Genomic DNA, 13932 nt, shown 5'->3' with positions numbered 1-13932 from the left:
AATCATGACCGACATCCTCCTCACCGGCGCATCCGGATCGACGGGCGGCGCGATCGCGACCGCGCTGTCCGAGACGGGCGCCTCCTACCGTGCGATCAGCAGGAGGGAGCACCTGGAGCTCCCCGCGGGCGGCATCCACGTGCGGGCCGATCTCGACGACACCGCCGCGCTCGCCTCCGCCTTCGACGGCATCCGCGCGGCGTTCCTCGTCACGCCGTCGACCGAGGGCGCCGAGTCTCAGCAGCGCCGGTTCATCGATGCCGCCTCGACCGCCGGAGTCGAGCACATCGTGCTGCTCTCGCAGTTCGCCGCGGCGACGGATTCGCCGGTGCGGTTCCTGCGGTACCACGCAGCCGTCGAAGAGCACCTCGCCTCGAGCGGGATCGCCGCGAGCGTGCTGCGCCCGAACCTGTTCATGCAGGGACTGCTGCTGTTCGGTGACCAGCTGAGGAGCGGCGTGCTGGCCGCTCCGATCGGCGACGCCGCGGTCAGTGCCGTCGATGTGCGCGATATCGGCGCCGTCGGCGCGGCCGCGCTGACCGGGGAGCCGCTCGGAACGATCGACCTGACGGGGCCCACCGCTCTCACCCACGCCGCGATGGCGGACGCGCTGTCCGCGGCCACCCGGACTCGTATCCGCTTCGAGGACGTGCCGCCGACCGAGTTCGCCGACGCGCTGCGCGGAGCCATCCCGGACTGGCAGGTCGACGGCCTCGTCGAGGACTACGCGCACTACGCCGCCGGTGAAGCGGCGCGCGTCAGCACGGACATCCGGACCGTGCTCGGGCGCGATCCGATCGATTTCGACCGATTCGCCGCAGACGTGGCCGCCCCGGCACTGGCCGCCTCAGCCCGGTAGGGGTCGCGTCCGCGGGAGTCCTTCGATGGCGCGCGCCGACCCACGCTCGCCGTTCGTTGACCCGCCTCCGACTGAGCACCTGAGATTCGACGTTCAGATCACTCGAGTGAACCGTTACAACGAACCGAGTCCATCGAGATCTTCCAGGCCTGACTTATCAGCGCTGGAACTTAATGAAACGTTATACCGCGGAAGCGAAAAATGTCGTACGGTGAGGTCGCCATGACGGTGGCGGCCCTCGACGCCGAGACGCGTTCGGACCGATCCGATTCGGGGATCCGCCCGTCGACGAGAGAAGGACGACGATGCGACACGCACAACGAGGTGCGGTTCTCGCCGGGATCGCGCTCGCGATCGCGGCGACCCTGACGCCGATCCCGGCGTCAGCCGCGAGCACCGCCTACTACATCGACAGCCGACCCGGATCGAGCTGCTCCGACTCGGGCCCTGCCACGCAGACACAGCCGTGGTGCAGCTTCACCCCGGCGAACGCCCACGGGCCCTTCTCGGCCGGCGACTCGATCCTGCTGGCCCGCGGCGCGAGCTGGAACCAGCAGCTCTCGGTCAGCGGCACCGGCACCGCGAACGCATGGATCACGCTGGGCGCCTACGGCACCGGCGCGAACCCCAAGATCCTGCGGAGCCAGGGCGACAACGACCTGTCGGTGAAGCTCACGAACCCCGACTACTGGGCCGTCGAGCACCTCGAGGTGGGGAACGCGGCCGCCGGCATCCTGGTCTACTACTCGACCAAAGGCCATCAGGGGTTGCGGCTGACGGACATCACCACGCACGACAACAAGGGCATCTGGGCCGTGCACAGCACCGGCTACCCGAACTTCCCGGGCGCACCCGTGGATCCGTGGGCCGCGGCGAACAACATCGTGCTCTCCGCCGGCATCCTCGTGACCGTCGATCCGGCGCTGGCGCTCACCGCCTCCTCGGATTACGCCGCGAAGGGGATCACCGCGACGGCGATCAGCGGGACGCACAACATCAATACCCTCGCGTTCTCCGCCACGAACGAAGGACCGGACCACAAGCAGTCGGGCACCTTCCCGCTGCAGGACATCACGGTGTCGCAGCTCGCGATCTCCGACGACGACGGCCATGCCGGAGCGGCCTATCAGGCCGCGGGTCTCGGATGCTCCGACGCCTTCCGCTTCGTCGGCGTGACGCGAGCGGTCGTGCGCGACTCGTCGTTCTTCCGAGGCGCGGCGTGCCACACGAACTCCGGGACCGCACAGGTGTTCATCGGCATGGTGAACGACCTCACCTTCGTCAACAACTCCTTCGTCGGCACCCCGGCGACCGGTTCGAACGACCAGACCGCGATCGACTTCGAGTACTTCGAGAAGAACGTGAAGTTGCGCAACAACTACTTCGCCGGGAACGCCGGCCCGGGCGTCGAGATGCTCGGCATCCACCCGCCGGACCCGGCCTTCCCCAATTCGCCACTGGATGTGGTGACGACGGAGATCGACGGCAACACCTTCGCGCACAACAACTGGGCGAAGACCAACGCGACCGGCTCCGATGCCTCGATCCATCAAGGGGGCACGAGCTCGGCGCCGAGCGGGCCGGTGTCGGACAACCTCTACACCGAGCCGAACAAGAACTTCCTCGGCGGCGACCGCATCGGCGATCTCGTGCTGACGAACAACACGGCGGTCACCTCGCCCGGGAACTTCGCCGCTGCGCAGTTCAGCGGAACCCAGGGCGCGAACCAGTGGAGCTACCGCTACCTCTCCGGCGGCGGCTGGACCGATCTGCCGACCTTCACCGCCTCGCCTTTCGGCGGCACCTGGCAGCGCACCGCAGGCCAGTACGTGGGTCCGTCGGGCATGGCACCGCTCTCGGGCGGCGACGTCGCGCGAGTCTGGACAGCCCCCTACAGCGGGACCGTGAGCATCCGCGGACGCCTGCTCAAGTCCGACACCGGCAACGGCGTCAGCGGCGGCAACGGCGTCACCGGATCGATCGTCAAGATCACGGGCGGTTCCGCGACGCAGGTGTGGCCCACCAGTGGCGGGCCGCAGGTGATCGCGGGCACCGACGGAGTCGGGGTCACCACGAATCGCGACAGCATCGCGGTCGCGGCGGGTGACAAGCTGTACTTCATCGTCGGCGCGAACGGAGCCGACAACAGCTACGACACGGCGAGCTGGACGCCGTCGATCGCGTATACGAGCTCGACGACGCCGTACGCCTGGAACTTCACCACCCCGACGGACTTCGAGGCGTGGAACCAGAACGCGTGGAACCAGCTCTCCGCCGCCGAAGTCACCGGAGGAGCGTTGACGCTGACATCCGCCGGCACGGATCCGTACATCCTGTCGCAGGACGACCTCGCGCTCGCGAGCAGCAACCGCTACCTCCACCTGCGGATGAAGAACCAGACGAGCGACCCGGCCGGAGCGATCTACTTCACCACGGCGTCGAGCCCCGCCTTCAGCGGCGACAAGGTGGTCACCTTCACCTCGGCGGTCAACGCCACCGGGTACACCGACTACACCGTCGACATGGGCACCAATCCGAACTGGACCGGCACGATCAAGCAGCTGCGGCTCGACCCGACAGGATCGCCGGGTGTCGTGTCGATCGACGCCATCTCCGTCGGTTCTGTCTGATCCGGCTTCGGCCGCCGAGAGTGGTTCTCGGCGGCCGAAGCTCACCCGGTCGCGTCGCTCGACAGGATGCGCGCGAGCCAACGACATCGGGCATCACGCGCATGACGCGAGATGGCCGCCGCCGGCACGACCGCGTCGAAGCCGTGGAACCCACCGGGCCAGACGTGCAGCTCCGCGTCGCCGCCATCCGCCCAGATCCTGCTGGCATAGGCGACATCCTCATCGCGGAAGACCTCCGAGCTGCCGCAGTCGATGAAAGCGGGAGCAAGATCGGAGAGGTCGCCGGCACGCGCCGGTGCCGCGTAGACGGATACGTCCGGGCCGCCACGGCGTTCGCCCAGGAGGGCCGACCAGCCGAACCGATTGTCGCGGGCATTCCAGATGCCCGTCGACGCGTATTGCGCAGCGGACGTCGTCTCGCCGCGATCGTCGAGCATCGGGCAGATCAGAAGCTGCCCGGCCGGCGCGGGCCCACCGCGGTCCCTCGCCAGCAGCGCCACGCCAGCGGCGAGGCCGCCGCCCGCACTGGCGCCCGCCACGACGACGCGCGCGGGGTCGACACCGAGCTCCGCAGCGTGTTCGACGACCCACTGCAGTGCCGCGAAGCAGTCCTCCACCGGTGTCGGATCGGGGTGCTCGGGCGCGAGACGGTAGTCGACCGTGATCGCGACGGCGGAGAAGAGCCGGATCCAGCCCACCACCTCGTCGATCCCACCCCAGCGCGTGCCGCCGACCATGCCGCCGCCGTGGATGAACAGGATGGCCGGCCGCGCGAACCCCTGACTCGCATCCAGCACGGACACCTCGATCGCGCCGTCGCCGAACCCGGTGAGCGTCACGTCCCGCCGACGCAGGCCCGCGAGTGCCGCATCGACCGCTTCCACGTCCGTCTCCCGCAGGGCGGCGATCGCCGCGGCGTCGAACGGGGGCAGCTGCGCGTCGGGGTCGAACTCGATCCCGACGCGCAGCTCCCGGTCGATGGCCGGGCGCCGCGGCAGTCGGTCAGACGGCAACGAGATCGACCACCGCCGAGTGCGAACCATGGCCGAGTTCGCGCACGTCGCCGCCGACCGCCCGCAGGTCGAGCGTCGCCGATGCTCCGACCGGCACCACCACATCGACGCGGCATCCCTCGGCGGTCAGCCGCCAGTCGATCGAGGCGCGACCGAACGGCGTCTCGAGCGTCGCTCCGGCGGACTCGAGCCCGCCTCCCGGTCGTGGACGGAACAGGATGCGCTCGTAGCCGGGAGCCGCGGGCGCGATGCCGGCGACGGTGCGGTGCAGGAAGTCGGCGACCGCACCGAGTGCGTAGTGGTTGAACGACGTCATCCCGGCGTCGTTCACGCGGCCATTCGGCGTGAGGCTGTCCCAGCGCTCCCAGATCGTGGTCGCCCCCTGGGTGACCGGATAGAGCCACGAGGGGCTCTGCGTCTGCATCAGCATCGCGTAGGCATCGTCGAGGTGGCCGGTATCGGCGAGTGCGTGGCAGATCGCGGGTGTTCCCGCGAAGCCCGTGCCGATGAGATGTCCGCGCTCGCGGACGAGCTCGGCCAGCCGGGCGCCGGCGAGGCGCGCCGTCTCGTCGTCCCCGAAGAGGCCGAACCGGATCGCGACGGCGTACGACGCCTGCGCGTCATCGCTCAGCACGCCGGGCGCGGGCGAGAAGCGATCCAGGAAGGCGACGCGGACGCGCTCCGCCAGTTCCGCGTACTCGCGGGCGTCGTCGGTCTCGCCGATCGCCGCCGCAGCCCGAGCCAGGATCGCCGCGCTGCGCTGGTAGTACGCGGTGGCGAGCAGGTTCGAATCTGCCTTGGCCGCCAGGGCGTTGTCGACGGGAGCGGAGGGGTCGAGCCAGTCGCCGAATTGGAACTCGCCCGTGATCAGTCCATCCGCGTCGGCGGCCGAGCGGAGCCCCTCGACCCAGCGTCGCGCGGTCGGATACTGCTCGGCGAGCATGCCCCGATCGCCGAACGCCTCGTACAGATCCCACGGTGTCAGCGCGGCGACGTCGCCCCAGATCGCCGTGAACCCGATCTCGAGGTCCAGCTCGGGCACGTCGGGCACGAAGTGCGGGATCGCGCCGGAGGGCCGCTGCTCGGCAGCGACATCCCGGAGCCAGGATCGGAGCAGCCCTGAGCAGTCGTAGAGGAAAGCCGCGGTCGGCGCGAAGACCTGCAGGTCGCCGGTCCAGCCGAGGCGCTCATCTCGCTGGGGGCAGTCGGTGGGCACATCGACGAAGTTGCCGCGCATGCTCCAGACGACGTTCTCGTGCAGGCGCTCGAGCAGCGGATCCGAGCTGCGGAACCAGCCGGTGCGCCGCATGTCCGAGTGGATCACCTCGGCGACGACGTCCTCCGGCGAAGGGTCTCCCGGCAGGCCCTCGACGTCCGCGTAGCGGAAACCGTGGAAGGTGAATCGCGGTGACCAGGATGGCGTCTCGTCGGTGCGCGGCCCGGTGGCGACGCTGAGCGTGTCGAAGGCCTCGGCGGTGCGCAGCGGACGAGTCGAGAGCTCGCCGTCCTGCATGACCTCGGCATGCCGCATCCGCAGACCGAAGGGCGACATGGTCGAGGCCGGAAGGCGCAGGCGCCCGACCAGATTCTGGCCGAAGTCGAACTGGTGGGTGCCGCCATCGTGCCGGATGATGCGCTGCGGCCGGACCTCCTCGATGACGCGCACAGGCGGGCCGTCGTAGGCGACCAGCTCGGCGGCGGGGCGAGGCAGCAGCCGCACCGGCTCCCATGCGGCGTCGTCGAAGCCGGGCCGGCTCCAGCCTTCGGGCAGCTCACGCAGGTCGAATCGTTCGCCGTCGTAGATGCCCGACCGCGTAATCGGTCCCCGCGCCGCCCGCCAGCTCGAATCGGTCCCGATGATCTGACGCCGTCCGTCGCGGTAGGTGATCTCGAGCTGCACCAGCAGCGCGAGGGTGTCGCCCCAGACATTGCGGATCCGCTCATCCCAGCCGATCCGCCCGCGGTACCAGCCGTCGCCGATCCAGGCGCCGATCGCGAGGCGCCGGCCCGCGGATCGGACCTGCTCCGTGACATCCTGCGTCGTGTAGCGGAGCCGGTGCCCGTAGGAGCTCCACCCGGGTGACAGCAGCTCGTCTCCGATCCGCTGCCCGTCGATCTCGAGTTCGTGCACGCCCAGACTCGTGCTGCGCAGGCGCGCGGACTCCACTTCCCCGTCGATCGAGATCTCGGTCCGCATCAGCGGCGGACGCTGGTCGACCCGGGTGTCCTCCAGCCAGGGCGCCGCGATGAAATGCGCCCGCCAATCGGTGGAATCCAGGAGCCCGGCTTCGACGCGGAGCGCGTCGCTCCAGGCCGTCCACAGCCCATCGTCTCCGCGCACTCTCACCCGCACATCGCGGGCCTCACCCGATGACAGCGGCGGGAAGGGCCAGGCCTCGACGACTCCTCGCGGGCCGACCGTCGCCACCACACGCTCACCCGACCCGTCCACCGCCTCGGCCTGGGCCGTGGCCGCGGTCCAGCCGACGGGGGCGCCGGGGATCGACCAGCTCAGTCGCGGGCGCGACGTGCCGACGCCGAGACCGTCCTCGCGGCGCTCGATGCGCAGTCGTGTCGGAGCCGCGGCGGCGGAGAGGACCGAGTGCATGGTGCGCTCCTCGAGGGGTCGGGAACGTGCCCACGCGACGATGCGGTCGATCGTGCGCTGCGCTCCGGGATTGTCAGGGGTGGCGAGATGGCCGTGGCGGGTCTCCGGCTCGATCTCGAGCTGCGCGTCCACCCGGTGCGCACGCAGCTCGAGCGCGAAGCTCTCGGCCGAGGGGCGCAGCCCGTCGAGCTCGGACGCGACGAGCAGTGTCGGCGGCATGCCGGTCAGGTCCTTGCCGCCGGCGAAGGCGTAGTCGGCATCGGATTCTGCGAGCGGGCCGAGGTGGTTGTCGTTCATGGCCGCGACGTCGCCGGGGAGGAAGCGCTCGCCGGGAGGCAGCTGCTCGAGGGCCGAAGCCAGGTCCGGATCCGGTTCGGGGATCACGTAGTGCAGCAGAGGGTAGGCGAGCACGAGCCCGGCAGGAGCGGCCCCGCCCCGATCACGCAGGCGCAGTGCCGCTCCGGAGGCCAGTGCGGCTCCGGCGCTCGCGCCGCCGAGCATCCATATCGCCCCGGGAGCCGGCCCGTCGCCCGATGCGGCCCAGGCGAATGCCGCCGAGAGCTCTTCCGAGGGGACGGGATAGTGCACTCCTCCGCGGCGGCCGAGAACCGGGACGAGCTCCTCGGGGACGGGCGCGAGACGGTAGTCGACCGCCACCACCGTGATCCCCTGCTCGACGAGTCGGCGTGCGACCCAGTCGGACTCGGCCGCGTCGAGGTCGCCGCCGATGAACGATCCGCCGTGCGCCCAGACCAGGCCGAGCTCGCCCGGCGCCGCGGCGGGATGGTAGATCCGCACCGGCAGCAGGCCATGCGGGCCGGTGAGCTCCCGATCCTCGATGCGCACCGCGTCGCTCTCGCGGGTCATCGGCGCAGCGAGCTGGCGCGCATGATCAGCTCCGGTCGGATGACGATGTCGCTGACGCCCGGGGCGCCCGCCGGCCGCTCGGCCGTGTCGGTCAGCAGGTCGATGGCGGTCCGGCCGAACGACTCGCGGGGGCGGTGGATGCTCGAGATCGGGATCGAGGCCGCCGCGGCGAACTCGATGTCGTCGTAGCCGATGATCGCGACGTCGGCCGGCACGCGGACGCCGCGCTCGGTGAACTCCTCGACCAGGCCGATCGCGAGGAGGTCGTTCGCGGCGAAGATGCCGTCGGGCATCGCATCCGGGCCGCGGTCCAGCAGCGCTCGCGCCGCCGCGCGTCCGGCGCTGATCGAGCGCTCGGGGGTCGAGAACAGCTCGAATGAGGCACCGCCCGCGGCGGTGACGGCGGCGCGAGCGCCTTCTGCCCGCGCGGCCAGCTGCCGCACGTGCAGATCGCTGCCGACGAAGACGATCGAGCGGCATCCCTGCTCGACGAGGTGCTGAGCCGCCTGGCGTCCGCCGACGGTGTCGTCGATCGACACGGACGAGAATCGGGGGTCCGGCTCGTAGGCGTCGACCAGCACGGTGGGGATGCGCCGCTGCTCCAGCAGGTCGAAGTCGGCCTGACGGGTGTGGCCCGACGAGAGGAGGAGCCCGAAACCGCGCTGCTGCACGAGCATCTCGATGTAGCGCGACTCGCGCTCCGGATCGCCGTTGCCGCAGGCGATGTTGAAGTACAGGTCGTTGAGGGCCGCACGGCGCTCCATCGCGTCGGCGACCTCGCCGAAGAACGGGTTGTTGAGCTCCATGGCGACGAACATCACCAGGCGGCTCGCGCCGGCGCGCAGCTGACGTGCGGCCTCGTTGCGCACGTAGCCGAGCGAGCCGATGGCGGCCGCGATGCGGCGCTTGGTCGCCGGGGCGACACGCTCGGGCGTGTTCATGTACTTCGACACGGTGCCGATCGACACGCCTGCCTGGTCTGCGACGTCTCGGATGCTGACCACTTCTCTGCCTTTCATCGGTCGTGCGGGTCGTGCTGCCGGTGGCCGGGACATCCCACCGTCCCGGCCACCGGATCCTTCAGATTCTCGCGCTAGCCGAGGTCGGACCAGCCGTTCTGCTCGATCTGCTCCGCGGCCCACAGCTCGTTGTTCTGCTGCTGATCGGCGACCACCTCCGCGAGCGTGCGGGTGCCGAGCAGGTACCCCTCGACGGTCGCGCCGCCAGTCGGGGTGGCCGGGGCCATGGTCAAGCCGGCGATCAGCGGGGTCGACGACCAGTCCTTCGAGGTCAGCGCCGAGATCGTGCTCGGCGCCTTCACGCCCTTCACCGCAGGGATGCCCCCGGTGGATTCGAGCCAGTCGGTGATCTTCGGGCTGGAGACGTACTGGAGGAACTTGATCGCGGCGGCTCGCTTGTCGCCCTTGATGTAGGACGGGATCATGTAGGACGTGCCGCCGGCGACGGTGCCGAACTTCGCCGGTTCGCCGGTCACGTACTTCGAGTCACGCGTGCTGACCGTCGGGAACGGGATCGACGTCCATTCGAACTTCGCGTCGTCCAGTCCGGCGGCCGCGAAGACGGTTCCCCACGACATCGCGGCCTTGCCCGCGGGGAAGCTCGACCCGCCCGAGAAGTTGCCCTGCGGCTGCACGCCCGACCAGTTGTCGGTCGCGCAGGCGTCGAAGAGCTTCTTCAGCAGCTCCAGCAGCTCCGCCTGCTCGGGAGTCTTCGTCAGATCGAGCGTGCCGTCGATGGTCGCCTTGGCGAGGCTCTTGAAGGTGACGTAGTCCGCCGTACCGGGATCGCCCGCGGTGTCGAAGACGTTGATCTCCGCCGCGATCTCGGGGAACAGCATCGATGCGAGCGCCTGGCTCGACCAGCCCATCGCGGTCGGACCGTTATCGGTGGCGATGGGCTCGATGCCCTTCTTGCGCAGGGTGGTGCACGCGTCGATCAGGCCGTCGAAGCTCGACAGATCGTCGACGTCGATCTTGTTCTGGGCCAGCACATCCTCGTTGACGTAGATGCCGACCGACACCAGGTTGAACGGGATCCACTCGTGATGCCCGACGGCGTTCTTCTGCGCGTCGCCGAAGTACGTGCTGTCGAAGTCGTCGATCCATGGGTCACCCGAGTCGGAGTAGGGGTTCGGCTTCGCCAGCTCCTTGTCGAGGTCGACGACCTGCGAGGGCTTGTGAGTGGTCTGGTTGAAGATCAGCTCGGGTGCCGTGCCGGCGGTGAGCTGGGTGGCCGAGGTCGCGGCCCAGCTGCTGATCGGCAGCACGTTGGTCTTGACCTCGATGTCGGGGTTGTCCTTCTCGAACGCCGCGATGAGGTCATCCCAGGCGTCGCCGAAGGTGCTCGTGTCGGAGGTCCACTGGTTCGGCCCCATCACGGTGATGGTCGTCTTCGCCGAGGATCCGCCGGCGGAGCATCCACTGAGCACCAGCGCGGCCGCGCCGACGACGCCGAGCGCCGCGAGGGCTCGCCGGCGAGCCGACGAGGGGGTGACGGGTTTCATTCTGAATCTCCTTCGATTGCAGAGAGTGCGGGTGTGGTGGTGGATCAGTGGGCGCCGGCGATGCCGCCCTGCACGCCGGCGAGGAAGTACTTCGACAGAGGGACGAACAGCGCGACCAGGGGGAGGCTGGCGATGACATAGCCGGCCATGAGCGGTCCGTAGTCGATCGCGTTCTGTCCTTGAAAGAATTGCAGTCCGACCGAGACCGTGCGCAGCCGATCGTCGGTGACGACCAGAAGCGGCCAGAAGAAGTCGTTCCAGACGCCGCTCAGCGTCAGCAGCGACACGGTTCCGACCGCGGGCAGCGCGAGCGGCAGGGTGATCGAGCGGTAGAGCCGCACCGGGCCCGCTCCGTCGACACGCGCCGCGTCGTAGATCGTCTGCGGAATCGATTCGATCGTGTTGCGCATGATGACCGTGCCCAGCACGAGACCGCTGGCGACATACGGGATGACGAGCACGGCGTAGGTGTTCAGCAGACCGAGATCGCGCATGAGGATGAACATCGGGATGAGGCTGGCGATGCCCGGCACCGCCATCAGCACGAGGATCGATCCGTAGACGATGCCGCGCCCCCGGAACCGGTAGCGCGACAGCACGAAGGCGGCGATCGAGGCGATGACGGCGATCAGCGCCGACGACACGATGGCGATGAAGAGCGAGTTGCCGAGGTAGGGCGCGACCTGATCCCAGGCACGCCCGAAGTTCTCGAGGTGCAGCGGCCAGGTGGGTGCCCAGTAGTTCTGGGTGAACTGCTCGTTCGACTTGAACGAGGTGACGATCATGAAGAGGTACGGGGCGAGTCCCACCGCCACGAGCAGCAGCAGCGCCAGCTTGACGCCGGACTGACGGGACCGACGCTGCGCGAGGCGGCCGGGACGAGGCGCGTTCACATCTCACCTCCGTCGGCGTTCGAGGCCCGGCGCCGCACGAGCAGCACGGCCCCGCTGATGAGCATCGTCAGAGCGAACAGCACCGTCGACAGCGCGGCGGCGTAACCCCAGTTGCCGGCGGTGAACGCCTGATCGATCATCCACAGCACCGGAACGGTGGTCGCGTTGTCCGGGCCGCCCCCGGTGAGCACATACGCGGCGAAACCGTACTGCAGCGTGCCGACGATGACGAGGAAGACGAGGATGCGCACCTGCGACGCCATGAGGGGGAGGTCGATCTGCCAGAACCGACGCCACCGTCCGACTCCGTCGAGCTGAGCAGCCTCGAGCACCTCCGCCGGGATGTTCTCCAGGCTCGAGGAGAAGACCAGGAACGGCAGGCCGGCGATGAACGGGAAGCCGACGAAGAGCAGTGCGAGCAGTGCCGAGTCGGGAGACCCCGTCCAGTTGTGCCGCAGCGAGTCGAGCCCGATCGACGAGAGGAACTGGTTGATGACGCCGGCGTTCGGGTCGTAGAAGAAGCCCCAGACGAGCGCGGTGACGACTCCGGGGAACGCCATCGGCAGCACGAGGAGCGTGCGGACGACGAACTTCCAGCGCGCGCTGCGCAAAGTGATCAGCAGCTCAGCGGCCAGCAGCGGCAGCACCCAGGCGACCACGCTGAAGACGAAGATGATGCCGAGGTTGCGGAACGAGGTCCACCAACCGGTGTCCGTGAGGATGCGCGCATAGTTGTCGAGCCCGATGAACCTCGACTCCCCCGCAGGAACCCAGTCGAAGAACGACCAGAAGATGCCCGACACGGCAGGGAAATAGGAGAAGACGCCGAGCACCGCGACGAGCGGCAGCAGGGCGACCCAGATCATGAGCGTGGCTGCGACCGGTCGCCGGGATCGCCGAACCGAGTGCGGGCGCAGAAGCAGCGCCTGAGAGCGGAAAGAGAGTGTCATCGTCGACCTTTCACTGGCCGGTCATTGGTGAAACGTTATGATCGGCGCCTCCAATATAGCCGCAATCGGGGCACGCGCAAGGGCCCTCTCGAACCCGACGGGATCGAAGTGCTTCGACGATCGACGGCTTCACAATGCTGCGATGAAACGTTATAGTCCTGAACGCATCGACCATCGAAGGAGATCCGATGACAACCGTCGACCCGGCGTCGTTCCCCCCGGAGTTCCAATTCGGCGTCGCCACCAGCGCCTACCAGATCGAGGGCGCGTGGGACGCTGACGGCAAGGGCCCGTCGATCTGGGACACCTTCAGCCAGACGCCCGGGAAAGTGCATGGCGACATCGCCGGCGACGTCGCCTGCGACTCATACCACCGCTACCGCGATGACATCCGACTGATGTCGCAGCTCGGCGTCGACAGTCACCGTCTCTCGCTGAGCTGGCCGCGGCTGCTGCCGGACGGCACCGGTCGGGTCAACCCGGCGGGTGTCGACTACTACGACCGAGTCATCGACGAACTTCTCGAGGCCGGCATCCGCCCGAACGTGACCCTGTACCACTGGGACCTGCCTCAGGCTCTCGAGGACCGCGGCGGCTGGCCGAATCGCGATGTCGCCGACTGGTTCGCCGAGTATGCGCATCTCGCCTTTGACCGTTTCGGCGATCGGGTACAGCGCTGGGCGACCCTCAATGAGCCGATCGCACTCTGGGTCGGCTACGCCCTCGGCGGCTTCGCCCCGGGCCGGCGAGACGAGCGCGCCGGTCGCCAGGCGATGCACAACGCCCTGCTCGCGCACGGTCGCGGTGTGCAGGCGTTCCGGGATGCCGGCTCGCCGGGCGAGATCGGGATCGTGCTCGACGTGTGGAAGCGCCATCCGGCTACCCCATCGGCCGCCGATCGCGCGCTGGCCGACGAAGGAGACGACGATGGATTCCGCTTCTTCCTCGATGCGCTGCGCGGCGGCGGATACAGCTGGCGCATCAGGGAGCGGCTCACGAGCGCGGGCACCCTCCCCGACATCCGCGATGGTGATCAGGAGCTGATCGAGCAGCCGATCGACTACCTCGGACTCAACGTGTATTCGCGGATCGTCGTCGACTCGCGCGCCGGGGACGCAACGGCTTCTCCGGCGAGCGAACCCGACCAGGAACGTCATCACGGCGGGAACTTCCTGGACAACGGGCTCGAGTTCTACCCGCGATCCGTCTACGACGCTCTGGAGATGGTGCGCGAGGACTACGGATGGACCGGTCCGGTCTTCATCACCGAGAACGGCATGGCCGACGGGCCGAGAGCGGATCGTGACCCGCTCGACGACACGGAGCGCATCGACTACGTCTCGGGCTTCCTCTCGTGGATCGCCCGCGCGATCGCGGACGGCCACGACGTGCGCGGCTACTACCTGTGGTCGCTCATGGACAACTACGAATGGTCGGCGGGGTTCAGCGCCCGGTACGGGATCGCCGCCGTCGACCCTGTGACGCTCGACCGGATCCCGAAGAAATCGGCTCACTGGTATCGCGATCTCATCGCTGCGCACCGCGCCGCCCACGCAGGGCGCTGAGGAGTCAGCCCGCCGCGACCGCG

General features: G+C 69.0%; 9 protein-coding genes. 3 read left to right on the top strand and 6 right to left on the bottom strand.

All coding sequences use genetic code 11. From position 1 onward, the window contains the following. Window positions 1–4: 4 nt before the first annotated feature. Together BJ979_RS05220 and BJ979_RS05215 are read left to right on the top strand one after the other, a co-directional pair. The gene (locus tag BJ979_RS05220; RefSeq protein ID WP_179565842.1) at window positions 5–859 is read left to right on the top strand and encodes an NmrA family NAD(P)-binding protein; all 855 of its coding nucleotides are present in this window, start codon (window positions 5–7) and stop codon (window positions 857–859) included. Window positions 860–1164: 305 nt separating this feature from the next. Beyond that, complete coding sequence (locus BJ979_RS05215) at window positions 1165–3489, top strand: hypothetical protein (RefSeq protein ID WP_179565840.1); 2325 nt, start codon at window positions 1165–1167, stop codon at window positions 3487–3489. Between the two features lie 41 nt (window positions 3490–3530). On the opposite strand, the gene BJ979_RS05210 is transcribed toward BJ979_RS05215, so the two are convergent. From BJ979_RS05210 to BJ979_RS05185, 6 genes are all read right to left on the bottom strand, one after another. Then, window positions 3531–4532 (bottom strand): alpha/beta fold hydrolase, encoded by a 1002-nt coding sequence (locus BJ979_RS05210; protein ID WP_179565838.1) that lies wholly within the window; start codon window positions 4530–4532, stop codon window positions 3531–3533. Beyond that, the gene (locus BJ979_RS05205) at window positions 4492–7977 is read right to left on the bottom strand and encodes a family 78 glycoside hydrolase catalytic domain (RefSeq protein ID WP_179565836.1); all 3486 of its coding nucleotides are present in this window, start codon (window positions 7975–7977) and stop codon (window positions 4492–4494) included. Before BJ979_RS05205 ends, BJ979_RS05210 begins: the two co-directional genes overlap by 41 nt. Next, on the bottom strand, window positions 7974–8996 hold the full coding sequence (locus tag BJ979_RS05200) for a LacI family DNA-binding transcriptional regulator (RefSeq protein WP_281360913.1): 1023 nt from the start codon (window positions 8994–8996) through the stop codon (window positions 7974–7976). The genes BJ979_RS05205 and BJ979_RS05200 overlap by 4 nt, the downstream gene beginning before the upstream one ends. A gap of 74 nt (window positions 8997–9070) precedes the next feature. Beyond that, on the bottom strand, window positions 9071–10501 hold the full coding sequence (locus tag BJ979_RS05195; RefSeq protein WP_179565832.1) for an ABC transporter substrate-binding protein: 1431 nt from the start codon (window positions 10499–10501) through the stop codon (window positions 9071–9073). A 44-nt stretch (window positions 10502–10545) separates the two neighbouring features. Further along, entirely contained in the window at window positions 10546–11394 is an 849-nt protein-coding gene (locus BJ979_RS05190) for an ABC transporter permease subunit (RefSeq protein WP_218853445.1), read from the bottom strand. Continuing rightward, entirely contained in the window at window positions 11391–12260 is an 870-nt protein-coding gene (locus BJ979_RS05185; RefSeq protein ID WP_179565830.1) for a carbohydrate ABC transporter permease, read from the bottom strand. Before BJ979_RS05185 ends, BJ979_RS05190 begins: the two co-directional genes overlap by 4 nt. A gap of 272 nt (window positions 12261–12532) precedes the next feature. Here BJ979_RS05185 and BJ979_RS05180 point away from each other — a divergent pair, with 272 nt between their 5' ends. Next, window positions 12533–13909, top strand: a complete 1377-nt coding sequence (locus BJ979_RS05180; protein ID WP_179565828.1) for a GH1 family beta-glucosidase — start codon at window positions 12533–12535, stop codon at window positions 13907–13909. Window positions 13910–13932 lie beyond the last annotated feature (23 nt).

The sequence above is a fragment of the Schumannella luteola genome (assembly GCF_013408685.1).
Classification (GTDB): domain Bacteria; phylum Actinomycetota; class Actinomycetes; order Actinomycetales; family Microbacteriaceae; genus Schumannella; species Schumannella luteola.
Note: the sequence above shows the minus strand (reverse complement) of the source record. Positions and strands in the feature narration are given on the sequence as shown.

What these genes read in the sequence shown, in the direction of transcription:
- BJ979_RS05185 (WP_179565830.1), bottom strand. Translation starts at nt 12,260, where the DNA reads ATGATCTGGGTCGCCCTGCTGCCGCTCGTCGCGGTGCTCGGCGTCTTC.
- BJ979_RS05215 (WP_179565840.1), top strand. Translation starts at nt 1,165, where the DNA reads ATGCGACACGCACAACGAGGTGCGGTTCTCGCCGGGATCGCGCTCGCG.
- BJ979_RS05210 (WP_179565838.1), bottom strand. Translation starts at nt 4,532, where the DNA reads ATGGTTCGCACTCGGCGGTGGTCGATCTCGTTGCCGTCTGACCGACTG.
- BJ979_RS05180 (WP_179565828.1), top strand. Translation starts at nt 12,533, where the DNA reads ATGACAACCGTCGACCCGGCGTCGTTCCCCCCGGAGTTCCAATTCGGC.
- BJ979_RS05195 (WP_179565832.1), bottom strand. Translation starts at nt 10,501, where the DNA reads ATGAAACCCGTCACCCCCTCGTCGGCTCGCCGGCGAGCCCTCGCGGCG.
- BJ979_RS05200 (WP_281360913.1), bottom strand. Translation starts at nt 8,996, where the DNA reads ATGAAAGGCAGAGAAGTGGTCAGCATCCGAGACGTCGCAGACCAGGCA.
- BJ979_RS05220 (WP_179565842.1), top strand. Translation starts at nt 5, where the DNA reads ATGACCGACATCCTCCTCACCGGCGCATCCGGATCGACGGGCGGCGCG.
- BJ979_RS05205 (WP_179565836.1), bottom strand. Translation starts at nt 7,977, where the DNA reads ATGACCCGCGAGAGCGACGCGGTGCGCATCGAGGATCGGGAGCTCACC.